Origin of the sequence: Vibrio sp. 2017_1457_13, assembly GCF_030851525.1 — a bacterium.
Lineage (GTDB): Bacteria > Pseudomonadota > Gammaproteobacteria > Enterobacterales > Vibrionaceae > Vibrio > Vibrio metschnikovii.
Genome location: NZ_VHTA01000002.1, coordinates 367,697 through 392,578 on the forward strand (window position 1 = coordinate 367,697; position 24,882 = coordinate 392,578).

The window sequence follows — 24,882 nt, forward strand, 5'->3', positions numbered from 1 at the left end:
CGTTATATTATTTAGCTTGCTCGTCGCTATAATCCTCTTTGAACCGCTTTTCTTGCCAATACCAGTTAATCGCAGCGGTTATCACCATGCCAATAGCACCAATAATTACCGTCCACCAGTCCGGCGAAATACCAGGAACCCATGCGAATAAACCGCAGAACCACGCCCACGCATACGACAGAGAACTGGAGATTTTTTCATTCATACGCATATTCACCCCCTGCCGGAGTGCCCTTGGATTTTGTTTTGACAATAAAAAAGCCCAGCAAAAATGCTGAGCTAAACGAGAAATAGTAGGCACAAAAAACCGCCTTTAAAGCGGTTACTTAGTTAACTGTATACTTATCCATACTAGATATACATACACTAATATGACCCATTTTGTTTTTCAAGTGTTTTCTTAAAAAGAAAACGGGCGGACTTATCATAATTCATCAAGAGACTTCTCATCTCCTCAATATTTGAATGCCAAACATCCCAATGCGTCTGGTAATATCGTCTACGCTTACTTTCAAATTCCGAGTTTCTAACACTCTCGGAAGCGTTTTTGAGGTCATGCTCAACAAGCAAATGTATCAGGTAAGAACGAGTAAGCTTAGGCTGGTAACTTAGCCCCCTATCGGTATTTATAACTGAAACTCCTTGTATCTGCTCTAAAGCAAATGCACCAGCAACAACAGAGGCAAGACAAGCCATTCTCTCAAAAGTTTTTTTCTGAATAACTGTGCCTTGTTCCAAAGAGAGTACAGCCCAATCATTCATTAGTGTTTTCAGAAATCGGATTTTATTATCAGTTGAATTCCACAGGGGCGATGCATAAGCAAACAAGCACCAATCTGCTAAATGCTGCGCGGTTATTTCCATCTGATCGATTACAGCAAGAATTTTAGCTCCATCTAACTTAGCACCGATTTCTCTATCTGCAGCACCAAAGCCACCCCCACCGGAACCAGCATTGTATTTAGCTCTAATACCCTCGGTAGCTATGCTGATAGCCGCAGCCATATCCCATCGCTCAACATTAATAACCAACCCCATTGTTTTACCCACCTTAACTACAAAGCTGTATAAAAAAACAGTATAAGCTAATTCTATGTGCTTTTATATAGCACGATCCTCATCACTAAACTGTGGAATTATCTCTCACAATAGCGCCCCCAAATCCAACGCTTTCTTTATCGTCTGCTTTACATAGAACAACTGTGATCCATGTTGAGCTTCCCATTTTTTAGGATCATCATGAAAGCGGCGGTGTTCATCAATATGCAGGGGTATAGTGAATAAATCATGAGCCTTCGCTCCTGCCTTTCCCTCGCCATGTCCTATTAGATGATGAGCGACAACATCCACTGTTTTGCCTGTGATAACGCAAGGTAGTGATCGAACAAACTTAAGGTATTTTTCACAGTGCCAAGTCAATTCCTTTGGTCTAGCCATATACAGAGCTGGTGGTTCGTCATCAACGATTAGCTCGACTTTCTTTACTCTGTCACGCAGTAGATCTTTGCTATCAACATAGTAGCGATCATCACTTTCTCGTCGAATTAACTCACCAGTTGTCTTTTTTGGTTTAACACCAAAGATTTCATCAACTATGGACTGTGGTAAATACTCATACACAGCATTAACAACACTCCACCAGCAAACTTCTGCTAGCGTCAGGATATGCCCTTGCTCTAATTTAAGTTGATAGCAAATCCTCTCCATTGCCCATAGCATTACGTTTCTCTTTGCTATTTCTTGGCATCGTTCTGTTGGTATAGCTCTCTCATGATTGTCGTGGTGCCAGCAGAGACGAACGCCTCCAACGTCAAGATTAAGCGTGGTCAGGTTCTTATCACAATAACCATCATCCGAAAGCTGACAGTGAGGGATACGCTCAAGCCAGTAATTGAATCCCCCTAGTCGCTTTTGCACTTCTTGATGTATGAAAAATTCGGCAAGTCGGTGATCTTTTACTAATGACTTATCACCAGATGATAACAATGGCTTATTGAGTTTTCCGCTTGGTACGTTAACAAGCTCGTCCGGTAATGGCATAACTACCAGCCGGTTACCTTGGCTCATTTTTACTAACTCAGAAAGTAACGTTTTACCGGGCTTAAACATCACAATACCAAGATCGGCTTGCAAAAAAGGCTGTAGCACTAACATTCGTAAATGACCTCTAGCCCTATATCCATTGCGTAATCATGTTCCATATTTGCCCCTCTCGATCTCTCCCATCCTTTCAGCATATAAACAGCATCAGAAACACGTACCATCGGAAGGCAAATCTCCATATATTCATGATGCTCCAACCCATCAGGGAGAATGGCGGGATTAAGGACGGTATAGTTCTCGCACTTCAACTTAAACTCTGCTTTAAAAAATTGAGGTTTATTAAATTCAGGCAACCCAGTCATTGGCCCTGCAATATAAATTTTCTTCAACCCAATGCCTCCTCTATCATTTTGATTGCCTCCCCTCGCTTTATCATGTCTCCCGTAAATCGTAAAACTCGCCATCCCATCAATGCTGCTGTATTGTACTTTTCACAATCCGACTCATAGCCTTTTGCGCGGTTATGTCGCCCCGTTGTCCACGTACCGCCTTCAACTTCAATCGCTAATTGATAATCAGGATAAGCAAAGTCAAAACGCCATTTACGCTTGTGGTGAAACCGATACTCAGCCTCGGGCAATTGGAGTTTTACCGCTTTAATATGGGTTAAAAGTAATTGTTCTAAATGACTGATCATGACGCCACCGCTTTAAGATACTCAAACTGCGCTAACATACTCATCCCTCTATCAACCAAAATTTACTGGTATATGCTGTTTCTGCACTGTTTACATGTTTAAGCGGCGCTCCTTTAACCTGAGCTCTCTTTATCAAACTAATAAGCTCACAAACATGCATTCCTAGCGCGTCGCAAAGTTCACTAGGGCTCCACAACTTACGGCGAGCTTTCATCAACACAATAAGATCTTTTTCACTCACCATGCACTCCCCCTTGGGCCCGCTCAGCAATACGAGCAAACACTGACCCCTTACGAAACTGCTCTGGTTTAGGTACACCACAACGCTCTCTTGCTATGTCCGTAGGCATGACAACTGAACGTGGAGGAAGAGCGGGCACATCCTGTGGAATGTCTCCAGCAGAAAACCGTTTAATCCACTTATCAAAAATTCGCTTAAAGGTTTTTTCGTCATCGCCAATCGCTTTACGTTTCACATTGGCATGCACCGCATCAGTAAAAACCAGTTTTTCAAATTGATTTTGTGGTTTGTTGTTTTGCATGAATCGTTCAAAACACTGGATAAAATCATCATTACGACACCAGTTAATGAACTTACCCACACTAGGGAAAAAATCACTTTCACTCATACGAGCGTTGCGGATCCCTTTCTGAATAGCATCCATGCTAGATAAGCCATTCTCCACCAGCCCTTTCAAATACGATTGTTTAAGGGCATTCAACTCAGCGGGATTACGTTCAAAACGAGCATTCCACGCAGGACATGCGCTCAATAATTCACGAAAAATAAAATTCACATGACGAGCGGTCTCATCAGATTTCACGCCCACATTAGGATTCTTAGGCTGATTCATTGAGCGCTGAAGATTGGTAACCGTCGCAAGTTGACTAACACTTTTCATAGTGACCCCTCTGGCATGTCCATGTCATAAATCCAATCGGTGCTATCGTTGATATCAGAAAGGCTTCTGGTAACTTGGCCACCCAGCGATCCCTCCACCACGCGAACCACCACATCCGAACGCAAAACATAATCAAAACTGGCTCGCCAACCACGATCGTTCACACCAGCATAAAAATCACCAGCAGAAGCGTTAAAGGCTTGAAAGTAATCAGCAACAGAGTCAACACCTAGCGACTCCAACTCAGATACAAACTTCTTAATCGAACGCTTTCGTTTGTCGTTGAGTGTTTTACAAAATACAAACCGCTGCCCAAGGATTTCATTGTAAGAATCCATAACCACAGAATTAATATCTTGTTGGCCTTCCCCTTCAGGGGGGCTTAGGGGGATGATCTGTTTGTTAGTATCTGGTTTGGATCTGTTAATGGAATCGGTAAAATTACCACTTCCAAGGTTCTGGTAATTTTCCCGTTTGGATTCGGTAATATTTCCACTTCCATCTGGTAAAATTACCGTTTCCATTTGGGAATTGTGTTCACTTTCTTCCACTGGATTCGGTTCTGGTAATTTTCCCAAATCCATTTGGGAATCTTGCTCATTTCTGGGGAACATAAGTTCTACCAGCTTATTGCCATCTATTTGATAATGAGTAGTCGGAACTCCATTTGCTTTTTTGACTCGACTGATGATCACGCCGTCTAAACGCTTTTTAAGCTGACGAATAGCATAGCGAACTTGATCACAAGAAAGACAAAGCTCCTCACCTAACTCGTCATTAGATTTATAAAACCATTCCCCATCTGATTTAGTACCAGACCAGAAAACAAGCTGAGAAAGTACAGCGGCGTGGGTATGATTACCCTCGCAAAACTTAATATATGGTCGGGGAATGCTGATTGATGATGAGTGGCCTGAAAGCTCACGCACCACCTCAAATAACCTAGTCATGATTCGCTCCCCTGTTAATACTCAATGCCAAACACCACAAATCGGATAACAAGTCCGGCTTACGGACACCCATGGTATTTTTCGGTTTAACGTAGGGTTTTATTCCCAACGCCTGTTCAATATCCATTCCTCTTTTGTTAACGCGATGACGAAGCGTGGAAGGATTAATACCAAACTTTTCAGCAATAGCACGAAGCCCTTTAATACCTTGATAGTTATGAACTAAAGACATCACTCTGCCCCCCCTTCATTGCCTTAAGTGCATTTTCAAAATTATCAGTGCGGCTTTCTTTAGCTAACTCGTCATCCCAATTATCAGTGTCAACACCGTAGCGATCCTTGACGTGCATTTGAGCTGAGCGGTAGATGTCGTAAATGGTGGGATGATTGTCGATAAAGCCTGAATCATAAGCACCGCGTATCATGTCAACAAATTCCATTACTGCTGATGCTTTGAAATTTTTCTCCAGTTCGCTCATGCCACCACCCCAATCGACTCTAGATACTGAGTGATCATTTCAATCTCTTGGCTCACATCAACAAGCGCCTTTGCATCCATGTTGATAACTTCAAGCTGAGTTTCGTCTCTCACTTTACGCTCAAGACCGTGTTTTATTGCTTTGATAAAATTTTCAGCTTCTTCTAACTTTTCAATAAGTTCTCTGTCTTTAGCCATCATCTACCCCCGATCAACTTTGCCGTACTTAGAAAATATCCGCTCAATCTTTCCGAACTCCATGCCCGCAAAAGTTAGAACGCAGCCTTTGGTTGCTCCCTTCACCTCATTACCGTTGGCATCAAGGAAATGAACTCGCTTGTACAGCCAGCATCTTGGGAATTGATACAAGGGCTTAAACCAATCTTCCGAAGTACTTGCAAAAGTGAGTGCGACGCCACGACGAAATTTATCCGCCTCATACTGCTCAATAAACCGGTTGATCCAGTCTGAATTGCCAGGAACATAATGCTCCGTGTGGTAGCCTCTTTCTTTGCATCTTTTTTTGTTGCAAAGAAAACGTGAACGATCGGTTTTGCTTCTCACGCAAGCCTGTTCCGGCTTACCGAAAGGATGATTCATAAACACATTGCCAAACCAATCACGACTAAGCCCGTCATCTGCTTTTGTGTAATAACGCGTTGCACCAACCGTTTTATTAGCAACTTCACAAGAGGCAGGATCTAAATCAATTCCGCCCATCAATTCAGAGCAAAGCGATGTTAGCCACGACGGGGTGTACCACTCAGTACAGCCAGAGCTTTGGTTAACTAACTGATCAGCCGTAAGGGGTTTATCTAAAATCAATTCACTATTCGACATTAGATCGCTCCGCCCTCATAAACCGCTTTGACATAAAGACGCTTCGCTTCATACAGATCAGCCAGCTCATCATGAGTGATTTCGATAAATAGCCCATTCTCCACCTTAAACCAGCGGTACTGGTGGTTCTCTATCCGTGCTCTTAGTGCTATGCTTATCATTACTGCTTCTCCGAAGTGGTATGTGAAATTTCCTCGCAAGGTTTTTCACTCGGCTTTAGACCGTTGCCGCGGTTTAAAGCCAACTCTCTTTCATCATCTAAAACACGCAAATGGCGCTCACATTTCTCTTTTAATAATTGAATCTGTTCACGCTCAAACATCGTTGTGTTTTGCCCTTGATGCGCTGCAACTCGACAAGTATTTGTCGTCATCATTGCCATCTGTTTTACCGTTTCCCAAAATGTCCCTGTTCTCATGTAAGTTTCCTCAGTGTTATACCGCGCAAATACCCATGCATTTTTAATTGAGCATCACTTCCATCAATTACCGTTACCTTTTGAATACAAGGCATCCATCTTCAACATAAAAGCTTCAAAAGCCGCTTGGTATTCCCCTTTTAGCTTCGCTATCGCTTTACGTTCCTTAGCATCAAATACTCCATCTGCTTTTGCTTCTTCAATGGTTTGGTCTAACAAACCTTTCACCGCATTGAGGTGTAAATGACAATCAAACATATCCACGCTATCTAGCTCAGCAGCGCTAGGGCACTCGACAACAAGGCAATGGACACGGCGAGCAAAATACTCAGCAACGTATGGGGTATTAGTTAAATCCGCCATTTCCACCAGCTCATCAACACTGAAGAAACGTGAGCCTTTCTTTTCGTACAGGTGGTTATTGAAACTATCGACGGACATACCCAGCATCGCTGCAACTGCTTCTTTTCCTCCGGTGATGCCTGCAATGGTTCGGTTAACCATTTCTTTCTTATTCACCATTTACTCCTTATGTTGGTAGTTACTTAAAGCTCTAGGTTTTGCAACAATCAACTTATCTAGGGATGCCCAGAAGTTGTTCCTTTTTGTAGTCACCGTTTGATAGAGCTTCGATTGTCTCTGCATAATTGGTTTCACCTGTGTACTCGGTGCGAGGCAGAACGCCTTTCTCGCACCATTTATAAACAGCACGAACGCTGACGTGACACTCTTCGGAAATTTTCTGTACACCAATAGATGTAATGGCTTCTCTCAACATATGTCTCAACTCAAAAATGAACTTTAAGTACATGTTACAACAGAACTGAAAGTACAGGCAAGAGGTATTATGATTGAACCTATGGTTCATATTGATAATGTGCGATTAGAATTCTCCCGTCGGCTTGCACAGGCCTGTTCAAACGCTGGGATAGAAGAACACGGAAGAGGCGTCATACTCGCTAGAAAGCTTGGCATTACACCTAAAGCTGTTAGCAAGTGGCTAAATGCTGAGTCGATGCCTCGCCCTGATAAAATGACAGAGCTAGCTCATACCCTTGGTGTGAGCTTATCATGGCTCCAACTTGGAGAAGAAAAACTCGAAGCAAAAGGAAACGCTGAACTAATTGGAAATATGCAAGTTTGGGACAGCAAAACGCCGCTGGGCGATGATGAGGTCGCCATTCCGTTTTTATCAGATGTGCGGCTGTCAGCAGGTAATGGATTTATTTGTGATACCGAGCAAGACAAGGGTTACCGCCTACGTTTTGCTAAATCGACGCTGCGCCGATATAACGTAGACCCCGCAAATGCTAAATGTGTTTCGGTAAAAGGCGACAGCATGGAGCCCGTACTACCAGATAATTCAACTGTGGGTATTGACTGCGGTAATAAAACGCTGGTGGACGGAAAGCTTTTTGCTATCAACCACAATGGTGAGCTTTTTATCAAGAAACTGTACCGGTTACCTGGCGGTGGCCTCAGAATTTACAGCTTCAACGAGCTAGAATATCCACCAAGGGAATATACTGAAGCACAAGTATTAGAACAGCAAATCACGATTGTTGGCCGTGTGTTCTGGTATTCGGTGTTGCTATAACGCGATCTAAAGGAATAAGGAATAAAAATGGCGCATAAAACCTTTCGTTTGGGTGCTCTAAGCATTGTCATTCATCCACACTCACCCAAAAAGTACTTAACATTGTTTCGCCAAGCGGAAAAGTTGGATCGCCCCGTAAAGTTAAGGGGGGATACGTACGCAAATATATCTTTTGTTCATAAAATTGATAGGGAAAAAAAAGGAACGGGCCCAATTAGCGGGGAGTTTATCAAGTACACCGAGATAGATAAGAACTCGGAATGGTATAACATTGTTAGCAAAGAAGCTGCTAGTGAAGATGAACTAAAAAAGATAAAAGAACTCCCAGAACATTTGAAACCGAACATGTCTAGATTTTCTTTCATCTTTTATCCAGATAGCCACTCATTAATTTTTGAGCAGTCATATGACAACAAATCATTTCCTCCTAGTTTTGCACAAAAAACCCTTTCAAATTTACTAAACAATCCTGAATTATTTGATAAATATGGAAAAGTCCATATTCACATTATTCCTGCAATCAATAAAGTTGATGAGATTCTTAATAACCAAACCATTTCTTACTTTAGCATGCTAATCACTCGCCCCAACCCTGATGATGTAAAGTCGGCTGAAGCAAAATTCAAAAAACGTTTACAAAGACTGAATGCTGAGCGCCAAGAAACAACTTTGGTTCCACCAAAAGGTGAAACACTTCAATTGGATGAAGAAGAGAAAATCATTGCAAAAGTTGCGGCTAAGAATGGTTTTGTTGAAGCTAAAGTGGTGAATATCGAGAGCAACAGAGTTGAAACCCTTTCAACAAAAGCGCATCATTTCTTTGAAACAGTCGTCTATAACCCAGAAACAACCGACGCATTTAGCCAAATAAAGATTAAGGCTCCAAAAATCATTCAAAAAATTAGAGACTGGATACAAAATGAGTAATACTTCTCCATTCAAAGAGTACTGGTTAGCATACGGAGGGTGGTCAGCACTGCTTTCCAGCCGGTATTTTTGGATGGCGATATGCCTAACTTTTTTGATGTACAACTCTTGGTATCCTATTGAAAGTAAATGGTATCAACAGGTAATTTCCGTTATTCCTAGCGTTTTGGGGTTTACTCTAGGTGGTTTTGCTATGTGGGTGGCAATTGGTGATGAACGTTTTAAGAGTTTAATCGCTGGGACTGACGAGGACGATGAGATATCTCCCTACATGGAAGTTAATGCAACCTTTACCCATTTTGTACTATTACAGCTTTTATCTTTACTTCTTGCGATTTTAGCAAGCAGCTATAGTGATGTTGTAATTACTAATTTATACATGGTAATAGGAGCTAGATTTTACGCATTTTTTGCATATTTCCTTTTCATTTATGCCTTGTTAACGGCTATAGCAGCTGTCTTCGCTATTCTCAAAGTTGCAAAATGGTACGATGATTTTCAAACATCACTACGCAAACCCAAAGATTAACCATAACTAAATAACTTTATCTTATCGTCTGCCTCGCAATTAAATATATGTTTAGCTCTTTACAAAACACGACCTTACGTACAAATACATAGCTAGAGGCCATCCCAAATCGTGCTTTTCGAGACCTACATTTGCAATCACCGTTGATCTCGAATTCAATGCCAGAGCGATTTTTTGGCCCCTTTTATCAAAAAATATGCCTGTTCCCTAGTAGTGACCTCAGAATTTACCTCTTCAATGATTTAGAATGTCCACCTTGTAAATACACCGAAGTATAAGTGATAGCTCAAAATGTCACGATTATTGGTCGTGTGTTCTGGTATTCTTTAATGTTGTGATTGGATATAACCAAGAGCACTGAGCCGAAGGCAACGAATAGATAAATCAATACGATATTCAGGGAATAAAGATAATATGAAATTAAAAATAACGTCAACAATACTTGCGGTATTTGCCACCGGTTGTACTTCTGTTCAATACAATGGTTCACCGGATATCAACGTAAGAAGAGTCGACTATCCCGCTATAGGCCAAGAAATTACAGCATACATCGGAGATCATTTGGTCAGTAAAGGTACAATGGCAGAAATGGATGTATTGAAAGTAACTCAGATAATGGAAAGTCTAGCTTATGACATTCCACCAAGCACTTATGCACAAATCGGTTATGATCAAAAACAAACCTTTTATTCCCCAATTGGGGTTGTAAAATCAATATTAGCTGATCCATATAAGGCCCTATCGGTTGCCAACGGGAATACTACTGAGGTCTGTGTTGTCACTATATTTGGAGCTAAATCTTGTATTGAAGGCGAAGGAAAATTCTCAATTACAAAGCAAGCCTCCTCGTTCCAAGACAGCTTTCAGCAAACTTTGATTTACAGTGGTAAAATTGGAAATAAGGTAAATATTAGTTACCGTGAGTTTAGCAACAACTCAGCGCGGCCAGCGTTTAATAACGAAGCTGAGTATGATTTGTCTGAATCAAATGTAATTGGTTACAAAGGCGCGCTGTTAGAGGTTATCGATGCAAATAATACTAGTATCACTTATAAGCTCATTAGAAATTTTCGGGATTAAAATCATCACGTTATAACACTTCACGTAGGCTCGGTTATTAAAGGGATTTACTCAATGAATATCACACCAAAATCAAGAATTACATCCTTAGTACTAACGATACTTTTTGGTCCGTTAGGCGCGTTCTACTCCACTATCGCGGGAGGTATTGTTTTAACCCTGATAGCACTGGTAAGTGCGCCAACTTTCATTGGTCCCGTTGTATGCTGGATTCTCGCAATCGCTATTGGTGATCACTGCACCTACAAACACAATAAAAATATTGATAGCCTTAAAGAAATGCTTTCAAGCAAGGCAAACTAATAAAAATTCACGACTATGTCTTAGCCGCTTTAATAGCGGTTTTTTTATACCCCTCGCAACAAAATGTACTTTTAGTTCTTTACAACAAATGAACTTGTGGTACATTTGGTTCATCAGAACTTACCCACCAGCGAGGAAAACACATGTCCAAACCAGAAGCGGGAAACCTCAGCCTTGAGGACCGTACCACCAACTTCCCCAAACTGATGCAAGACCTTGACGGCGGAGTGATCTCCAACGTGGTTGGTTTAGCCCTATCGAACGTAGCTCGTGCTGTTTCTTACAGCGACAAACAAGGCAACGTTAAGATGGATCTAAAGCTCAAGCCAATGGGAACTAACAATGAGATGGTTGAAATTACCGTCAATATGTCAGTGAAAGAACCCAAAACTGGCTTTGGTACCAAATCTGAAGACTTTCAATACACCTCAATCGCGTACGTAGGCAAAGGCGGCAAACTTACCTACGACCGCCCTAAAGAAGATATACGCGGTCAGTTGATCATAGAAGATTCCAAACTGCGCGAAATTCGTTAATTCATTTATCAAACAAACTCAAGAGAAATAGCTATGACTATGGATAAATCAGCCATTCAACAGATCCAAGAATCCGGAAACGCAAAAGAGTTTTTGGGCCAATTACTCAAGGCTTCGTTTCCTATTGCTGCGCTGCCCGAGTCGTTCAACGTACACGACTTAGAAAAATATATGCCTACCCGCAATCAGTTTCGTGGTGTGATGGAAACCAGCAATATTGATGAATTTGTTCGTTACCATGAGGAGTACCAAATCGAAGGCAATCAATGCTTCATTAATGCAGATCGTATGGCAGCAGTAACCATTTTTGATGTGGGAACTATGGCGTTACCCGGGCATTGCAAACACCAAGCAAAACTAACACTACGTAAAACAGCCGCTTACCGAGCGTTACTAGAAATTAACGGTGACCGCTTACCTCAGAAAAAACTCGCAGAATGGATCGAAGATTACAGCGATTTTATTCAAGTGTTTGCAACTGACGGCGAGCTTATTGGTAATCCTGTGGCTTCCGCAGCAGTACGTAATATGAAATTTGAAGCGAAAGCAGGGCGAGAGTCAAATGTAGATGATTTTAGTCACCACCAATCAGAATATGAATCTATTGCTGTTCGCACTAAAGACGAGTTTCCAATGCCTGCTGTCTTTAAATTCACTTGTGAACCTTATGTGGGCTTAGATGATCGCACGTTCGAACTACGAATGAGCACCATCGGCAATGAAACCTTAGTTCTACGTATCAAAAAGCTAGAACAGCACGAAGAAGAAATGAGTGAAGAGTTTAAAGAGAAACTCTGTAAGCATTTTGTTGATGAAAGCATAGCTATCGCAACGTTTATCGGCTCGTTCTCTTCTTAATTAACCATCAGCGCCCTCTCTTCGGGGGGCGCATCTTGCGAGGAAATTATCCATGGCGGCAACCATTGATACCCAGTACGGAAAGGTCACCACTTCGGAACCCTATTACAGCCACCAGCTGAAATGCTTGGTGCGCAATCTCACTCTGGTGAAAGCAGAAAATATACAGCATGGCTGGGGGGTAAGTCGTGAATGCCCAGCCAACATCTCCTTATCTCCTGAGTTTCTCACTATGTTTGCTCGTGATGCAGATGCTGTGCTGTCATATAAGGAGTTGACATGATGAGCCAAGAACAAATCCAAAAAGCCGTGGAAGGTATTATGGCTCTGCGACCAGTTGGCACTAAACCACGAACCACCGAACCTAAACGGCCTAATCAACTAAAACGCATGAGTGATATGCAGTTCCAGCAAGAACTCGCCGCCATTATGCGCGATGAAGAGTGTGCGACCTCGGTTTATTTCTTCAATAACAGTGATGCCAGTAAAGGCGGGCGCAAAAATATAAATTTCAATCCCTACGTTGGTCAAGGGAAGAAATGACGCTATCAACCACCAAAATCAAATCTTTTTGGTGGTTACGCCCAAAGACATAACAAGCTATATAGGTCTGAACAATGAGTAGATCTCAAATTGCTATTGTCACGCTTAAAAAGGCTGCGGAAGAAATTGGCCTAAGCACAAAGACATTGAGAGAAAAGGCTCTTGACGGTCAATACCCATCCACTGTCATGAGAAAAATTCACGGCACTTGGATGGTTGATATTGAAGAGTGGAATAGATGGCACAGAATGCAATAGTAGATAACCTCCCATCCGGTATTGAAGTACGTGGTAACTCCCTACGTATTTCGTTCTACTACAATGGCAAACGCCACCGCGAATCTTTAGGGCTCCCCCCTACCAAACAGAACATCAACTTTGCGAGGCAAAAGCGTGAAGCTATCCAGTACGAGATCAAGATCGGTACATTCAATTATGCTTTTCACTTTCCAAACTCCAAACATGCCTCAGGAAAACCCAAGGCATTAGATATTAAGCATCTTTCGGAACTATTTCTTGCATCAAAAGAGCACGATATTCGAACTTCTACTTACAACCGATACAAGTGGGTGCTGAAAGACTTTGCTGAAACTTACGGTGCAAACCGAAGTTGTGACACATTATCCCCTCGTTCGCTTACTCAGTTTCGGCAAAAACTGGTAAAGGGGCGAAGTAGCAGAACAGTGAATAATAACCTAGTGACGATCAACGCCTTTTTATCCTGGTTACACAAAATGGAGTATGTCAGTAGAGATCTTTCGGATGCTCTAAAGCGAGTGAAACAAGGGGAATCGGATATTCAGCCTTTCTCAATGGAAGAAATCACCAAAGCTCTTTCTGTATGCCGCCAACTGCAACATCGTAATATGATTACCTTGCTCGTTTACTCTGGAATACGCAGTGGTGAGCTTTGCGCACTAGCTTGGGAAGATGTTGACTTTGAAAACAAGACCATTCAAATTCGCCGCTCGACCTACGATCATCGTGGGCTGAAAACGACAAAAACAGATAAAGAAAGATTTGTCGATTTACTGCCACCAGCCGTTGAAGCACTAAAAGCTCAGCGTCACCTAACTTATTTATATCCAGCCAAAGAACACAGTGTAGAACTACCGGGCAAAACATTTAGAACTGAAAAACTGCGCTTTGTATTCAACCCCAAAGCCGTAAGAGAACAGAAAAACAGTGACTATGACTACTATGGTAAGCGAGCCCTTGGAAGAGTCTGGACAGAACTGTGCAAAAAGGCTGACATTCCTCATCGTAACCAATATCAGCTACGCCATACTTACGCTAGCTGGATGATCACCCACGCCAATGTGAACATAAGTTACTTGGCTCAACAGATGGGACATGCCGACATTACAATGGTGGCAAAAGTTTACGGGAAGTGGTTAAAGGAATCGAACAAGAAAGAGTCTGATCGGGTGTGGCTTGAACTGCTAAAGCTGAAGAACAGTATTTGATATGCAAAGTTAAATGTAAACTATGTGCTTTTAAGTAAGGACAAAGCCAGATTTGGAGGAGTGATGGATGGACCATAGATCATAACTTCAGCTCCTTTCTTCTTTTCCTGAGCTGTATAGCTTAAGAAGTATTCATCAGTGCGGTAAGCAGCGTAGATTTCTTTTATTTGAGGCACATTATCATAGGACACAATCCAAGGGTGTGACACTGAACTAAGTGTCTTAGCGATTTCTACATGATCGTCATGTCTATAGAAGTTTCGATAAAGACCTTGTCCTTTCACATAATAAGGAGGGTCAAGATAAACTAGTGTTTTTTCCGGAAGCGTAGGGACAACAGTAGTAAGCAAATCTACCGCATCTTTATTGTACACATGTATTCTATCTTTAAAACGGCCGATCATTTGGATACGTTTAGTCAAGTCGTCCTTGTTAAAGCGAACATCAAGCTTCCACTTCCCACTTTGCTCTTTTCCTCCAATTACACCAGCTTTCAGTATTCCTGACCGGTTTGTTCTGTTTAAAAAGAATGTAGCAAAAGCGACTTCCAGCATGTTGTAGGCCGATGGGTTATTCAAGACTACCTTTTGTTTATGCCAATTTTCTATTGTTACTGGTGTATCATGGATTACTTTGCATAAATCATCGGTTTGCTCTGTAGCAATTTTCCAAAAAGAATAGATTGCCGGATCTAAGTCATTAATATGTATATGACTTGCAAATTCATTAAATAGTAGATCTAGTGCAACCCCTGCACCACCAGCAAACGGTTCGACATAGTGTCCATCAAGTAGCTCATTAGTTTCGAATACTTGTTTAACGAAATGGGAAAATTTGCCTTTTCCTCCGGGGTAACGGAGAGGTGTTGAAAATTTATGCGACATCGTTTCAAATTGATTGAGAGATCATACGTAAATTAGACCACATTTTGTATATGATGGCCATACCTGAATCACGACCAGATCGCCTCTAGTAAAGGCTTATACTCTTCAGCCACGTCTTTAAGTTCCGAAGCAATGGGCGAACTGGCGGCACTATGCACAAACAAGTTTAGATGATCAATCGAACCGACTTTGTCTAATGCTCCTGCTCTTTTTGAGATCGCTCTATGTTCTTGACCACCGATGCATTGTCTCTTTTCTAGATGCGCACTTACTGCAACAACTTTTTTCCACAACGGATCTTTTTCAGATAAAGGCTGTTGGTTATCTGTTTTCTTCACAGGGGTAGGCGACTTCTCATAACGCTTAGTGTAATCATCACAGCTTGTTTCCAAAAAGACTCTAAAAGTTACTGCAACTGCATTTGGTGTTTTATCAACTATCAAAGAACTTTTGAGTTCTCTATAAATTTCGTTAATACGAGAATTGCCAATTCTAAGAGTCCACGGAAACAGGTATTTTCTTGCCTTAGTCGTTCTTTGAGATATGGTTTTAGAATTACTTTGAGTACCATCTCCGCTACCTTGAGGAGCAGTATCATCTTTAGATGCAGTATCACCTTTAGATGCAGTATCGCTGTTTTCTCCGCAATTAGATTCTGATGATGGCTCCTTATTACCACTTCCATTCATTCCGTTGCTATTTTGTGCACTACCATTATGACTACTTCCTTGTCCGTTTGGAGACGAAGCGCCACTATTTTGCTCTTGTTTACTAGGCAGCAGCTCTGGTGGTATGTGGCTAATAAATTCACGACGATCTTTATTTCCTCGTATGTCATTAACGTTGTACCCTTCTTGTACAAACATTGATATCGCAAATTCTACGCTTGGGGCTATATACTTGAGAGCAACACTAGGAATAAGAAGTTTGTTTTCGATCTTTAGCTTAAAAGTGTTTTGAGCAGGAGTGGATGCAAATAAACGGGTCAGTGTAGTAACCGGTATTTTCTTTATATTTTCTACTGTTTTGGAACCAAATATCTCAGCGTTTTCAGAGACCAAAGTCCTTATCTGACGCCCAACGGACTCCACTCCAGTCGCTCTTGAACGAACTTCATCACGAATATCACTGCTCCAATTTACTCGGCCCACACCGTTGTTCTGTCCAGTGTGCTTAAGTTCTACCCAAATACTTCCATGAGCTCGACTGGGAACAACGCTGCATGCAATCTCATAGGGTAAGTTACCGCTCAGTTTTTCCTGAGCGCCTTTAAACCCACGAACAAATTTTTCTACTGGGCACAACAAAGGGTTCTGAAGCATTTTTAATGCAGTCAATCTTCTGTTTCCTTCAAGGACCACATAAGAGCCGTCTTCATCTGGGTATACTAATTGAAGCTCTGTCGGATCAAGTCCATTCTCTGCGATATGTTCGGCCAATCGAACTAACTTTTTAACATCTTCGACATCAGCCATCATTAGTTCAAGTGCTTCTCTTTGGCTCTGAGCAATATCTCCACCAAATCGCACATTCTCTTGATCAAGTTTAATTGAATTGAGAGGTATAAGTTGAATGTCTCTTTCCATACCAATTGGCTCCCGACGTATCTAAAATGAACTTGTAAAATACTATTATTTTAATTGCGTAACGTTATAACAGAAAACAATATTAATAGTTAGCGCGAGTTAACCAGATATAGATCTGTCTGTCCTAATTATCCATTTTTAAATACAAAACATCGCTCAATGTTGTTCCATAGAGACTTGGCGGAGAGATTATGGTTTGCTATGTCTGAGTACTACTAGTCACACCAGTTATATGGGACCAAATTTTAGAAATAAGTTTGATAATTGCAAAGCGATGGGACCAAAATGGGACCATTCGTGGGGCTAAAAACAGCTCGATCTTCCATTTTACTGTTTATGCTTACAGTGATAGTAAAAATGAACAGCGCCCCTTTTCGGAGCGCTTTGTTCATTATTCCCAATCAAGGATGACTTTGCCGGAAGCCCCGCTACGCATAGCATCAAAGCCTTTTTGAAAGTCATCCACTTTGAAGTGATGAGTGATAATTGGGGTTAAATCTAAGCCCGATTGAATGAGGCTTGCCATCTTGTACCAAGTTTCGAACATTTCACGACCGTAAATGCCTTTGATGACTAAGCCTTTAAAAATCACTTGATTCCAATCAATCGCCATCGATGAAGGTGGAATGCCCAGCAATGCCACACGTCCACCATGATTCATGGTTTGCAGCATTGAGCTAAACGCACTTGGCACTCCAGACATTTCAAGGCCAACATCGAAGCCTTCCGTCATGCCGAGTTCGTTCATCACATCTTCAAGCTTTTGCTCAGCCACGTTAACCGCTCGCGTTACACCCATTTTGCGCGCTAAATCTAGGCGGTATTCGTTCACATCGGTGATCACCACATGACGAGCGCCAACGTGTTTCGCCACCGCCGCCGCCATAATACCGATTGGACCCGCACCAGTAATGAGTACGTCTTCTCCCACTAAATCAAACGACAAAGCCGTGTGCACCGCATTACCAAACGGGTCAAAGATAGACGCAAGATCATCAGAAATACCATCGGGGATCTTAAACGCGTTAAACGCTGGTATCACTAAATACTCTGAGAATGAACCAGTGCGGTTCACCCCTACGCCAATGGTATTGCGGCAAAGGTGAGTACGGCCACCACGGCAATTACGGCAGTGACCACACGTAATATGCCCTTCACCAGAAACGCGATCCCCTATCTCAAAACCGCGAACTTCTTGACCAATACCAACCACTTCACCAACGTATTCATGACCCACCACCATCGGCACAGGGATGGTTTTTTGCGACCATTCATCCCAGTTGTAAATATGCACATCAGTGCCACAAATCGCAGTCTTTTTGATTTTAATCAGTAAGTCATTATGACCCAGCTCTGGCATATCCACTTCAGTCATCCAGATGCCTTGCTCGGGTTTTAGCTTTGCTAATGCTTTAATTTTCATTTGATAAGCCCCATCTCTTGGCCGACTTGAATAAAGACGTCAATCGCTCTGTCGAGCTGCTCGCGACTGTGAGCCGCTGACATTTGCGTGCGGATCCGCGCCTGACCTTTTGGTACCACCGGGAATGAAAAACCAACCACGTAAATGCCCTTCACTAATGCACGCTCAGCAAACTCAGCGGCGACTTTCGCATCACCCAGCATAATCGGGATGATCGCATGATCAGCGCCGCCCATGGTAAAACCTGCCGCTTCCATACGAGTACGAAAATGTGCTGCGTTGCTCCACAATTTATCGCGCAGCTCACCACTCTCAGCTAACAGATCCAAGACACGCAGAGAAGCGGCCACAATCGCTGGTGCGACGGAGTTTGAGAACAGATAAGGACGTGAACGCTGGCGTAGCCAATCAATCACTTCTTTCTTACCGGAAGTATAACCACCAGAAGCGCCGCCCATGGCTTTGCCTAGCGTTCCGGTAATAATATCAATTCTGTCGATAACGTTATGATATTCATGCGTACCGCGGCCATTTGCGCCCATAAAGCCCACCGCATGGGAGTCATCCACCATAACCAAAGCATGATACTTGTCCGCTAAATCACAAATCGCTGGCAAGTTCGCCACTACGCCATCCATAGAGAAAACGCCATCTGTGACAATCAGTTTATGGCGTGCGCCCGCTTGATCAGCGGCAATCAGCTGCTGCTCCAACTCTTGCATGTTGTTATTGCTATAACGAAAACGCATCGCTTTACATAAACGAACGCCATCAATGATCGAAGCGTGATTGAGCGCGTCAGAGATGATGGCGTCTTCTTTATCAAGTAACGTTTCAAATAACCCAGTATTCGCATCAAAGCACGAGGTATAAAGAATGGTGTCTTCTTTGCCAAGGAAAGCAGACAGCTTCTCTTCAAGCTGTTTATGGATATCTTGCGTTCCACAAATAAAACGTACCGAAGCCATCCCGAAACCATGGGTCGCCATGCCTTGCTGGCCCGCTTCAATCAAAGCCGGATGATTAGCCAAACCAAGATAATTATTGGCACAAAAGTTAAGTACTTCTTGACCGGTTGAGATAGAAACCGCCGCTTGTTGCTGTGAGGTGATCACGCGTTCAGATTTATAGAGGCCTTCGGTTTTAACATCATCCAGCTGTTGGCGTATTTGTTGATAAAAATCACAAGACATTGCATTTTCCTTAGTGGTTGCCGTTATCTCCAGCAGATTAGATAGTCAGTGTAATAGAAGCCTATGAATGGGATTATCTCGCTTTGCGGAAAAGCATTCATGAACTTAATTCACAAATAGACTTCATTGACTAATAACTAGCGACCAATGTACTCAACCATCGCATAAGAGCAAGCGATACCGCTCGACGAACGCCATCAGAATAAAAAAGCCTGAAGACACAAAGCATCTTCAGGCTGACTCGATGACTAAAAAACACGCAAGAGGTTAAAAGTTAAAAGTTAAAATATTGCAGTCCATTACCAGGAGCTAACAACGTTTGTGAAATATAGCGATGAGTCGCCGTGGTTGGATGGGTGACATCCCAAAATACAAATTTATCTGAACCATCACGAGCACAGGTATTGGTGATCGGGTGACGATATAAATAATCTGCTGCAGAAGAACGGGTGAGATTCAAGCAGGGTTCACTGGCATTGGTAAAACCATGCTTTTCAGGTTCAGCGACCATTGAATCAAATAATGCATGAGTATCAAAGAGATGAATCGCGTAACCTTGTACGATATATTGCGCGGTTAGCTGCTTTAAAATGGTATTCAATGCGGTAATTTTACCGCGAATTAAATCAATTTCCGCCGGTGTCGAATAGGTAAACTGCGGTGCTTTAGTCACATCTGGTAGCGTCATCATTAAAATATTTTGCGCACCCGATTGCGTTAAACGTTGTAACGCTGTCGTAAAGTCTGCCTCAACCTCAGCAACATCGCGGTTATAATTCATAAAATCATTCAAACCAAAGACCAAAGTATATAAGGTATTTTCTGGACGGTAATTTTGTGCTTTACCCATGTACTGTAAATAAGAATCTACTTGCCCAGTGACACCGGTTAAAGCCACGTACTGATTAGCCCCCGCTGCACCACCAACCGCCCAGTTATAGACCGGCATGTTTTTAGACTGAGCAAGATACTCTGTCCATACCAACCCATTAGAAAAATGCCCTAAAAACCAACTATTTGGATTCGGGAAACGCCACTGAGCGGCATTAAAAATATTGCCCGTATCCGATAAGCTATCACCGAAGGCGACAATCTTGTTGATTTGATTAGCCTGCATCACAGGATCATTCGACCAAATCGTATGGTTTAAAGATAAACGATTATCCGCCGCATAAAAGGTAATATCCGCATTATCATGGTTAATGCTTAAAGTGTGTTCGCAGCGCTGACGAATGGTATTTTGTGAGGTCTGAGTATAAAACATATTTTTTAACCCGACCGAGCTCCACCAGTAACCTTCCAAGGTAAAATAACTGCCGTCATTATTTGTCGCCCACTGCCAATCGGTTGCAGGATCATTACGACTATGACTCGTGCGATACCAGCAACGCACATAGGTATAAGTTTGTCTACCTGTAGGAGCCACTGAATAATTTGACTGCGCAGCTTCAGGAATAGAAAAAGTGGGAGTAGGAGTAACCGATGTACCAATAGGTAAAGTTACACTTAAAAGAAACGTTAATATATTCATATTTATACCCCATATGTATACGGTAGATAATTGGTACATCATTATCTGATTAGTGAATCAAAACATATTAACCTGAGTTATATGACAATAAGTAGTAACTGATAAAAATTGTGGCACTAAGGTCAAATTCGCGATTCTCCTATCGTCATTTATTTTCATACCGATATCATCCCGATAAGAAAAAACAAAATAACCACATAAATATCAGTGGGTTAGTCATAGACCATTAACTTAATTCGTTTATTTTGTGATCTTATTTCAATAAAAATACTAATTATAATTGTTTTCTTTTCTGTTTAATTATTTTGCGCTATACGTGATCAAGTCATTAGTCTTGATTATGAAATCTCGCGCAGTGACATGATTAAAATATGAAATGTTCGCGGTTGATTATACGATCTGGCCAACCGACTTGACGTTGCTGACAACTGGCAAATCCATGATTCTCCATGAGTATCAGTAACAACACGATTGGAGTGAGTGAACCAAATAGCGCAGTAGCTGCAAGTCAACTGGGTAATATCGGATGATCAACCTGCAAAAATATCGCTCAAAAAGGACAGGGCAAATGATAAAAAAAAACCAATTAAAACGTTACGTTAAACTAGGTACAATAACGATTGTCGCCGGTAGTGCGACTTCCGCGATGGCTCACCCAACGCTGGCATTTGATGAAGCGAATATTCCTACTCGTTACATTGTCAAATTTAAGCAAGATGAACAACCATTCTCGATGGCCAATAACCCATTCTGGGGCCCACGAATTGGTCAGCAAGCTCTATTATCACAGGTACAAGCCAGTGATATTGAACCTATTGGTCATGATGCTTTATACAGCGCGAAACTTGCAGAAGAGCGCGTTGAAGCCCTCCGTTCACGCCCCGATGTCGAGTATGTAGAAATCGACCCACCGCGTTTTTTAATGAGCGAAACCACACCTTGGGGTTACTTTGCCGTTAAAGCCGATCAGTTAGAGGATAGTCAAGCTGGCAATCAAACCATCTGTATCATTGATTCTGGTTACGACCTCGCCCATAACGATTTGAGCGGTAATCGAGTCACAGGGACGAACGATCGTGGAACTGGGCAATGGTACATTCCGGGTAGCAGCAATGCCCATGGCACCCATGTCGCGGGTACGATTGCCGCCATCGCCAACAACGAAGGTGTAAAAGGCTTACTACCAAATCAAAATGTTAACCTGCATATTGTCAAAGTATTCAATGAATCTGGTTGGGGCTATTCATCGACGCTCGTGCGAGCGATTCAAACCTGTGCGGATAATGGGGCAAACATTGTCAACATGAGCTTAGGGGGTAGTCAATCAAGCCGCACCGAACAAAATGCAATGAATGCATTGTATGAACAAGGCGTATTAATGATTGCCGCTGCGGGTAACTCTGGTAATACCGCACACAGTTATCCTGCCTCTTATGATTCAGTGATGTCTGTCGCTGCCGTCGACAGCAATTACGATCATGCTTCGTTCTCTCAAGCCACTAACCAAGTAGAAATCGCTGCGCCTGGAGTTGCCGTACTCTCTACCGTCAGTGTAGGTGAAGGGGTTTTATCAACAATAATCACTGAAGATCGTGATTATTTTCGCCGTGGTGTCGTGCCACATAATCGCTTAAATAATAATGGCTTTGGTTTTGAATCGGCACCGATTGCGGGGCAATACACCGCACCTTTAGCGTTATGTGATACGAGCTCTGGTCGCTATCAATGTGGCGATATGCGTGGCAAAATTTGTCTCACTGAACGAATCGCTAATGAAACGCCATCCGTTCGTCCAGAAATTAATGCTGTTGCAGCCTGTAACAATGCTGGCGCGTTAGCAGCGATTGTCTACAGTAATCAGCAACGTCCTGGCCTCCAAAACCCGTTTGTTCTCGATCAATACGACACTCATCCGTTATTGTCTGTCAGTGTTAATCGTAACGTAGGGCAAGAATTGGCGGCTTTAGTCGGACAAGACATTACCGTATCCACTCGTACCGGTGAAGATTATCAGTACTATAATGGAACTTCGATGGCAACACCGCACGTTTCAGGCGTTGCAGGCTTAGTGTGGAGTTATCATCCACAGTGCTCTGCAAAACAAATCCGCCAAGCATTAACTCAAACCGCTCTGGATTTGGATGTCCCGGGTCGAGATAATCGCACTGGCTACGGGTTAGTGAATGCACTCGCAGCGAAAAACTATTTGGATGCGGGGTGTAATGGTCCGCGAGGTTAATTCCTCTCGTTAGGCTTAAAATGTCAGGTCGTCAAACGGCGCGATCCCCTTGATTTACTGTCCATGTTGTCTTGGGGATCGTTATTTTCAAAACATAAACGATGATAAGACGACACCCTATCCAAACCTCTAAAAGTCGCAGGCAGGGTGAACAAAGAGAAACCAACACCGCTGCAGCTTTAAAGAGGCAGAGGATATTGATTAAGGAAGAGAGGCCATTATGTTAGCATCCTTACTATTGATAATAACCAGCTTATCACCACTCCCCACTGCCACTCAGACCAATTTTCTTGCGGAGGATAGCACCATCGAACAAAATCAATCTACGTCACGTTTTTATGTCAAATACCATACCGATAAAAAAGCCGTGGCGCTCGAATTACTAAAAAGTTTGGAACTGACCTTAATTGATAGCTTCGATGACCAACAGGTGCTCGTCATCGAAGGTGAATCATCGATTGTCGAATTACTCAACGATAGTCCATCGATTGAATATACGGAACCCGTTCCTATTCGCTCCCTTTTTTAATGATTAGCGGGTTATTGAGGAAGGGGATTACATCACCTTTCATATAAATAATGACTAATTAATCAATGGCATATATCCCACACTGCATTCTCCCTACAAAATCTCTGGCACAAGTCACAAAAGTAAATATTAATAATGATACATAGCGACGATTTGGTTATTAATCTGCCAAAATGATGCGCTTTTTCAAAATAACCGCATTGCACTCTGTAAAGTAAACAACCATATTGCCGATGATTTCGTCTCTGTGTTGCCACGAGAAAAAATGAACCGATCACTATTGTTAAAAGTACTGTTGTTAAAAGCGGTAAGCAAAACCAATCCTCCTTCCTAAGTTGGGAGTTGAGGTTAATATTATTAACACTTAATTAGATAAGCACAGGCACTATGCTTAACACCAAACTTATCAGTCTACTTCCTGATCTTGCGACGTTTATACTGGTCGTCAACGAAGGCAGTTTTACTGCTGCTGCTCATAAGCTTGGGGTCACTCCCTCAGCGCTCAGTAAACTGATCACTCGCTTAGAGCTGGCTCTCAATGTCAAACTGTTTGAGCGTACCACGCGAAAATTAATGATCACTCAAGCCGGGCAACGGGTTTACGACCAATGCTTAGTGATGATTAACGCGGCTCAACAAGCCGTTGACTTATCTGATGCTGATCATAGTGAGCCATCCGGTTCACTGACCGTCGCCGCCCCTGAAGCTTTTCTGCATTCGGTGCTGCAGCCTTTTGTACTGCCTTTTCTTAAGCAATATCCTTATATCCAATTAAAACTACGCGCCGCCGATGGTGAAATCGATTTATTTCGACATAATATTGACGTCGCCTTTAAGCTGACCGATAAACCCGATGAAAATTTAGTGATGCGTGAACTCTGTAAAACAAATTTGGTGCTATGCGCTAGCCCAGATTATCTTCAGCAACGTGGAGTACCCGCTCATCCCACTGAACTCATCGCGCACGACTGTCTCTATTTAGCTGAAACCGAACGCGATCATATTTGGGATTTTCTTAAAGAGGATGAATTTCATACCGTTGCTGTCACCGGTCGATACGCAGTCAATCAATCCCAAATCCGCTTAAATGCGGTAAAAAGTGGCTTAGGGATTGGTATCTTTCACGATTTTGTAGTTCAAGATGCCATCGCCGAGGGAAAAGTGGTGCAACTACTGCAAAACTGGACGATAAAAAGTAACTACCACGGAGCGATTGCCATGCAATATGCTCAGACTAAGTACATGCCAGCGCGCTTAAGAGTTTTCATCGACTTTGTCTTAGCCCATTTAAAACCCAAATTAACCATGCCGACGCCCGAATAAATCAAGCC

General features: G+C 42.4%; 32 protein-coding genes. 13 read left to right on the forward strand and 19 right to left on the reverse strand.

Features of this window, described 5'->3' with window-relative positions; genetic code table 11:
* Positions 1-7: 7 nt before the first annotated feature.
* From FKN88_RS04200 to FKN88_RS04265, 14 genes are all read right to left on the reverse strand, one after another.
* A complete protein-coding gene (locus FKN88_RS04200) occupies positions 8-301 on the reverse strand; it encodes an HP1 family phage holin (RefSeq protein WP_238105100.1) in 294 nt (97 codons plus the stop codon).
* A gap of 65 nt (positions 302-366) precedes the next feature.
* Positions 367-1,038, reverse strand: coding sequence for a hypothetical protein (locus FKN88_RS04205; RefSeq protein ID WP_170887310.1), 672 nt, complete (start codon positions 1,036-1,038; stop codon positions 367-369).
* Between the two features lie 105 nt (positions 1,039-1,143).
* Positions 1,144-2,154 (reverse strand): DUF968 domain-containing protein, encoded by a 1,011-nt coding sequence (locus FKN88_RS04210; RefSeq protein WP_170887311.1) that lies wholly within the window; start codon positions 2,152-2,154, stop codon positions 1,144-1,146.
* Positions 2,148-2,432 carry a DUF4406 domain-containing protein gene (locus FKN88_RS04215; protein WP_249339297.1) on the reverse strand — a complete coding sequence of 95 codons (285 nt, stop codon included), beginning with the start codon at positions 2,430-2,432 and terminating at the stop codon, positions 2,148-2,150. The genes FKN88_RS04210 and FKN88_RS04215 overlap by 7 nt, the downstream gene beginning before the upstream one ends.
* A complete protein-coding gene (locus FKN88_RS04220) occupies positions 2,429-2,740 on the reverse strand; it encodes a hypothetical protein (RefSeq protein ID WP_212752266.1) in 312 nt (103 codons plus the stop codon). The genes FKN88_RS04215 and FKN88_RS04220 overlap by 4 nt, the downstream gene beginning before the upstream one ends.
* 233 nt (positions 2,741-2,973) lie before the next feature.
* Positions 2,974-3,642: a replication protein P gene (locus tag FKN88_RS04225; RefSeq protein WP_170887313.1), complete on the reverse strand. Its 669-nt coding sequence runs from the start codon at positions 3,640-3,642 to the stop codon at positions 2,974-2,976.
* On the reverse strand, positions 3,639-4,592 hold the full coding sequence (locus FKN88_RS04230; protein ID WP_249339298.1) for a hypothetical protein: 954 nt from the start codon (positions 4,590-4,592) through the stop codon (positions 3,639-3,641). Before FKN88_RS04230 ends, FKN88_RS04225 begins: the two co-directional genes overlap by 4 nt.
* Positions 4,585-4,824: a hypothetical protein gene (locus FKN88_RS04235; RefSeq protein WP_306687255.1), complete on the reverse strand. Its 240-nt coding sequence runs from the start codon at positions 4,822-4,824 to the stop codon at positions 4,585-4,587. The genes FKN88_RS04230 and FKN88_RS04235 overlap by 8 nt, the downstream gene beginning before the upstream one ends.
* The gene (locus FKN88_RS04240; protein ID WP_306687256.1) at positions 4,808-5,071 is read right to left on the reverse strand and encodes a hypothetical protein; all 264 of its coding nucleotides are present in this window, start codon (positions 5,069-5,071) and stop codon (positions 4,808-4,810) included. The genes FKN88_RS04235 and FKN88_RS04240 overlap by 17 nt, the downstream gene beginning before the upstream one ends.
* Entirely contained in the window at positions 5,068-5,271 is a 204-nt protein-coding gene (locus FKN88_RS04245) for a hypothetical protein (protein WP_170887314.1), read from the reverse strand. Before FKN88_RS04245 ends, FKN88_RS04240 begins: the two co-directional genes overlap by 4 nt.
* Entirely contained in the window at positions 5,272-5,910 is a 639-nt protein-coding gene (locus tag FKN88_RS04250) for a DNA N-6-adenine-methyltransferase (RefSeq protein ID WP_170887315.1), read from the reverse strand.
* Positions 5,910-6,071, reverse strand: a complete 162-nt coding sequence (locus FKN88_RS04255; RefSeq protein ID WP_170887316.1) for a hypothetical protein — start codon at positions 6,069-6,071, stop codon at positions 5,910-5,912. Before FKN88_RS04255 ends, FKN88_RS04250 begins: the two co-directional genes overlap by 1 nt.
* Positions 6,071-6,328 carry a hypothetical protein gene (locus FKN88_RS04260; RefSeq protein WP_170887317.1) on the reverse strand — a complete coding sequence of 86 codons (258 nt, stop codon included), beginning with the start codon at positions 6,326-6,328 and terminating at the stop codon, positions 6,071-6,073. Before FKN88_RS04260 ends, FKN88_RS04255 begins: the two co-directional genes overlap by 1 nt.
* 63 nt (positions 6,329-6,391) lie before the next feature.
* On the reverse strand, positions 6,392-6,850 hold the full coding sequence (locus FKN88_RS04265; protein WP_170887318.1) for a YmfL family putative regulatory protein: 459 nt from the start codon (positions 6,848-6,850) through the stop codon (positions 6,392-6,394).
* Between the two features lie 325 nt (positions 6,851-7,175).
* Here FKN88_RS04265 and FKN88_RS04270 point away from each other — a divergent pair, with 325 nt between their 5' ends.
* The 10 genes from FKN88_RS04270 (at position 7,176) to FKN88_RS04315 (ending at position 14,166) form a co-directional block, all read left to right on the forward strand.
* Positions 7,176-7,925, forward strand: coding sequence for a helix-turn-helix transcriptional regulator (locus tag FKN88_RS04270; RefSeq protein WP_170887319.1), 750 nt, complete (start codon positions 7,176-7,178; stop codon positions 7,923-7,925).
* A 27-nt stretch (positions 7,926-7,952) separates the two neighbouring features.
* Positions 7,953-8,852, forward strand: coding sequence for a DUF4747 family protein (locus tag FKN88_RS04275; protein WP_306687257.1), 900 nt, complete (start codon positions 7,953-7,955; stop codon positions 8,850-8,852).
* The gene (locus tag FKN88_RS04280; protein ID WP_306687258.1) at positions 8,845-9,381 is read left to right on the forward strand and encodes a hypothetical protein; all 537 of its coding nucleotides are present in this window, start codon (positions 8,845-8,847) and stop codon (positions 9,379-9,381) included. The genes FKN88_RS04275 and FKN88_RS04280 overlap by 8 nt, the downstream gene beginning before the upstream one ends.
* 414 nt (positions 9,382-9,795) lie before the next feature.
* On the forward strand, positions 9,796-10,461 hold the full coding sequence (locus FKN88_RS04285; protein WP_306687259.1) for a hypothetical protein: 666 nt from the start codon (positions 9,796-9,798) through the stop codon (positions 10,459-10,461).
* 54 nt (positions 10,462-10,515) lie between these two features.
* Positions 10,516-10,764 carry a hypothetical protein gene (locus FKN88_RS04290; protein ID WP_170887322.1) on the forward strand — a complete coding sequence of 83 codons (249 nt, stop codon included), beginning with the start codon at positions 10,516-10,518 and terminating at the stop codon, positions 10,762-10,764.
* Between the two features lie 143 nt (positions 10,765-10,907).
* Positions 10,908-11,300: a hypothetical protein gene (locus FKN88_RS04295; RefSeq protein WP_170887323.1), complete on the forward strand. Its 393-nt coding sequence runs from the start codon at positions 10,908-10,910 to the stop codon at positions 11,298-11,300.
* Between the two features lie 33 nt (positions 11,301-11,333).
* Positions 11,334-12,158, forward strand: coding sequence for a DUF2303 family protein (locus tag FKN88_RS04300; RefSeq protein WP_306687260.1), 825 nt, complete (start codon positions 11,334-11,336; stop codon positions 12,156-12,158).
* Positions 12,159-12,210: 52 nt separating this feature from the next.
* Entirely contained in the window at positions 12,211-12,441 is a 231-nt protein-coding gene (locus FKN88_RS04305) for a hypothetical protein (protein WP_170887324.1), read from the forward strand.
* On the forward strand, positions 12,438-12,701 hold the full coding sequence (locus tag FKN88_RS04310; RefSeq protein ID WP_170887325.1) for a hypothetical protein: 264 nt from the start codon (positions 12,438-12,440) through the stop codon (positions 12,699-12,701). The genes FKN88_RS04305 and FKN88_RS04310 overlap by 4 nt, the downstream gene beginning before the upstream one ends.
* Before the next feature lie 238 nt (positions 12,702-12,939).
* On the forward strand, positions 12,940-14,166 hold the full coding sequence (locus FKN88_RS04315) for a site-specific integrase (RefSeq protein ID WP_306687261.1): 1,227 nt from the start codon (positions 12,940-12,942) through the stop codon (positions 14,164-14,166).
* A 20-nt stretch (positions 14,167-14,186) separates the two neighbouring features.
* Here FKN88_RS04315 and FKN88_RS04320 read toward each other — a convergent pair whose 3' ends face one another.
* The 5 genes from FKN88_RS04320 to FKN88_RS04340 form a co-directional block, all read right to left on the reverse strand.
* Entirely contained in the window at positions 14,187-15,050 is an 864-nt protein-coding gene (locus FKN88_RS04320; RefSeq protein ID WP_170887328.1) for a DNA adenine methylase, read from the reverse strand.
* Positions 15,051-15,118: 68 nt separating this feature from the next.
* Positions 15,119-16,636, reverse strand: a complete 1,518-nt coding sequence (locus FKN88_RS04325; protein ID WP_170887329.1) for a ParB/Srx family N-terminal domain-containing protein — start codon at positions 16,634-16,636, stop codon at positions 15,119-15,121.
* A 391-nt stretch (positions 16,637-17,027) separates the two neighbouring features.
* Positions 17,028-18,059, reverse strand: coding sequence for an L-threonine 3-dehydrogenase (gene tdh / locus FKN88_RS04330; protein WP_306687262.1), 1,032 nt, complete (start codon positions 18,057-18,059; stop codon positions 17,028-17,030).
* Complete coding sequence (locus tag FKN88_RS04335) at positions 18,056-19,252, reverse strand: glycine C-acetyltransferase (RefSeq protein ID WP_154170771.1); 1,197 nt, start codon at positions 19,250-19,252, stop codon at positions 18,056-18,058. Before FKN88_RS04335 ends, tdh begins: the two co-directional genes overlap by 4 nt.
* A 274-nt stretch (positions 19,253-19,526) precedes the next feature.
* A complete protein-coding gene (locus FKN88_RS04340; protein WP_154170772.1) occupies positions 19,527-20,783 on the reverse strand; it encodes an SGNH/GDSL hydrolase family protein in 1,257 nt (418 codons plus the stop codon).
* Between the two features lie 568 nt (positions 20,784-21,351).
* Between FKN88_RS04340 and FKN88_RS04345 the strand changes: the two genes are divergently transcribed.
* The 3 genes from FKN88_RS04345 (at position 21,352) to FKN88_RS04355 (ending at position 24,874) form a co-directional block, all read left to right on the forward strand.
* Complete coding sequence (locus tag FKN88_RS04345; protein WP_306687264.1) at positions 21,352-23,022, forward strand: S8 family serine peptidase; 1,671 nt, start codon at positions 21,352-21,354, stop codon at positions 23,020-23,022.
* Between the two features lie 220 nt (positions 23,023-23,242).
* On the forward strand, positions 23,243-23,551 hold the full coding sequence (locus tag FKN88_RS04350) for a hypothetical protein (RefSeq protein ID WP_154170773.1): 309 nt from the start codon (positions 23,243-23,245) through the stop codon (positions 23,549-23,551).
* 387 nt (positions 23,552-23,938) lie between these two features.
* A complete protein-coding gene (locus tag FKN88_RS04355) occupies positions 23,939-24,874 on the forward strand; it encodes a LysR family transcriptional regulator (RefSeq protein WP_154170774.1) in 936 nt (311 codons plus the stop codon).
* The last annotated feature ends 8 nt before the right edge of the window (positions 24,875-24,882 follow it).

Coding starts and splice junctions, on each gene's coding strand:
- FKN88_RS04205 (WP_170887310.1), bottom strand. CDS start 1,038: ATGGGGTTGGTTATTAATGTTGAGCGATGGGATATGGCTGCGGCTATC.
- FKN88_RS04210 (WP_170887311.1), bottom strand. CDS start 2,154: ATGTTAGTGCTACAGCCTTTTTTGCAAGCCGATCTTGGTATTGTGATG.
- FKN88_RS04220 (WP_212752266.1), bottom strand. CDS start 2,740: ATGATCAGTCATTTAGAACAATTACTTTTAACCCATATTAAAGCGGTA.
- FKN88_RS04225 (WP_170887313.1), bottom strand. CDS start 3,642: ATGAAAAGTGTTAGTCAACTTGCGACGGTTACCAATCTTCAGCGCTCA.
- FKN88_RS04230 (WP_249339298.1), bottom strand. CDS start 4,592: ATGACTAGGTTATTTGAGGTGGTGCGTGAGCTTTCAGGCCACTCATCA.
- FKN88_RS04235 (WP_306687255.1), bottom strand. CDS start 4,824: ATGTCTTTAGTTCATAACTATCAAGGTATTAAAGGGCTTCGTGCTATT.
- FKN88_RS04240 (WP_306687256.1), bottom strand. CDS start 5,071: ATGAGCGAACTGGAGAAAAATTTCAAAGCATCAGCAGTAATGGAATTT.
- FKN88_RS04245 (WP_170887314.1), bottom strand. CDS start 5,271: ATGATGGCTAAAGACAGAGAACTTATTGAAAAGTTAGAAGAAGCTGAA.
- FKN88_RS04250 (WP_170887315.1), bottom strand. CDS start 5,910: ATGTCGAATAGTGAATTGATTTTAGATAAACCCCTTACGGCTGATCAG.
- FKN88_RS04255 (WP_170887316.1), bottom strand. CDS start 6,071: ATGATAAGCATAGCACTAAGAGCACGGATAGAGAACCACCAGTACCGC.
- FKN88_RS04260 (WP_170887317.1), bottom strand. CDS start 6,328: ATGAGAACAGGGACATTTTGGGAAACGGTAAAACAGATGGCAATGATG.
- FKN88_RS04265 (WP_170887318.1), bottom strand. CDS start 6,850: ATGGTGAATAAGAAAGAAATGGTTAACCGAACCATTGCAGGCATCACC.
- FKN88_RS04270 (WP_170887319.1), top strand. CDS start 7,176: ATGATTGAACCTATGGTTCATATTGATAATGTGCGATTAGAATTCTCC.
- FKN88_RS04275 (WP_306687257.1), top strand. CDS start 7,953: ATGGCGCATAAAACCTTTCGTTTGGGTGCTCTAAGCATTGTCATTCAT.
- FKN88_RS04280 (WP_306687258.1), top strand. CDS start 8,845: ATGAGTAATACTTCTCCATTCAAAGAGTACTGGTTAGCATACGGAGGG.
- FKN88_RS04285 (WP_306687259.1), top strand. CDS start 9,796: ATGAAATTAAAAATAACGTCAACAATACTTGCGGTATTTGCCACCGGT.
- FKN88_RS04290 (WP_170887322.1), top strand. CDS start 10,516: ATGAATATCACACCAAAATCAAGAATTACATCCTTAGTACTAACGATA.
- FKN88_RS04295 (WP_170887323.1), top strand. CDS start 10,908: ATGTCCAAACCAGAAGCGGGAAACCTCAGCCTTGAGGACCGTACCACC.
- FKN88_RS04300 (WP_306687260.1), top strand. CDS start 11,334: ATGACTATGGATAAATCAGCCATTCAACAGATCCAAGAATCCGGAAAC.
- FKN88_RS04305 (WP_170887324.1), top strand. CDS start 12,211: ATGGCGGCAACCATTGATACCCAGTACGGAAAGGTCACCACTTCGGAA.
- FKN88_RS04310 (WP_170887325.1), top strand. CDS start 12,438: ATGATGAGCCAAGAACAAATCCAAAAAGCCGTGGAAGGTATTATGGCT.
- FKN88_RS04315 (WP_306687261.1), top strand. CDS start 12,940: ATGGCACAGAATGCAATAGTAGATAACCTCCCATCCGGTATTGAAGTA.
- FKN88_RS04320 (WP_170887328.1), bottom strand. CDS start 15,050: ATGTCGCATAAATTTTCAACACCTCTCCGTTACCCCGGAGGAAAAGGC.
- FKN88_RS04325 (WP_170887329.1), bottom strand. CDS start 16,636: ATGGAAAGAGACATTCAACTTATACCTCTCAATTCAATTAAACTTGAT.
- tdh (WP_306687262.1), bottom strand. CDS start 18,059: ATGAAAATTAAAGCATTAGCAAAGCTAAAACCCGAGCAAGGCATCTGG.
- FKN88_RS04335 (WP_154170771.1), bottom strand. CDS start 19,252: ATGTCTTGTGATTTTTATCAACAAATACGCCAACAGCTGGATGATGTT.
- FKN88_RS04340 (WP_154170772.1), bottom strand. CDS start 20,783: ATGAATATATTAACGTTTCTTTTAAGTGTAACTTTACCTATTGGTACA.
- FKN88_RS04345 (WP_306687264.1), top strand. CDS start 21,352: ATGATAAAAAAAAACCAATTAAAACGTTACGTTAAACTAGGTACAATA.
- FKN88_RS04350 (WP_154170773.1), top strand. CDS start 23,243: ATGTTAGCATCCTTACTATTGATAATAACCAGCTTATCACCACTCCCC.
- FKN88_RS04355 (WP_154170774.1), top strand. CDS start 23,939: ATGCTTAACACCAAACTTATCAGTCTACTTCCTGATCTTGCGACGTTT.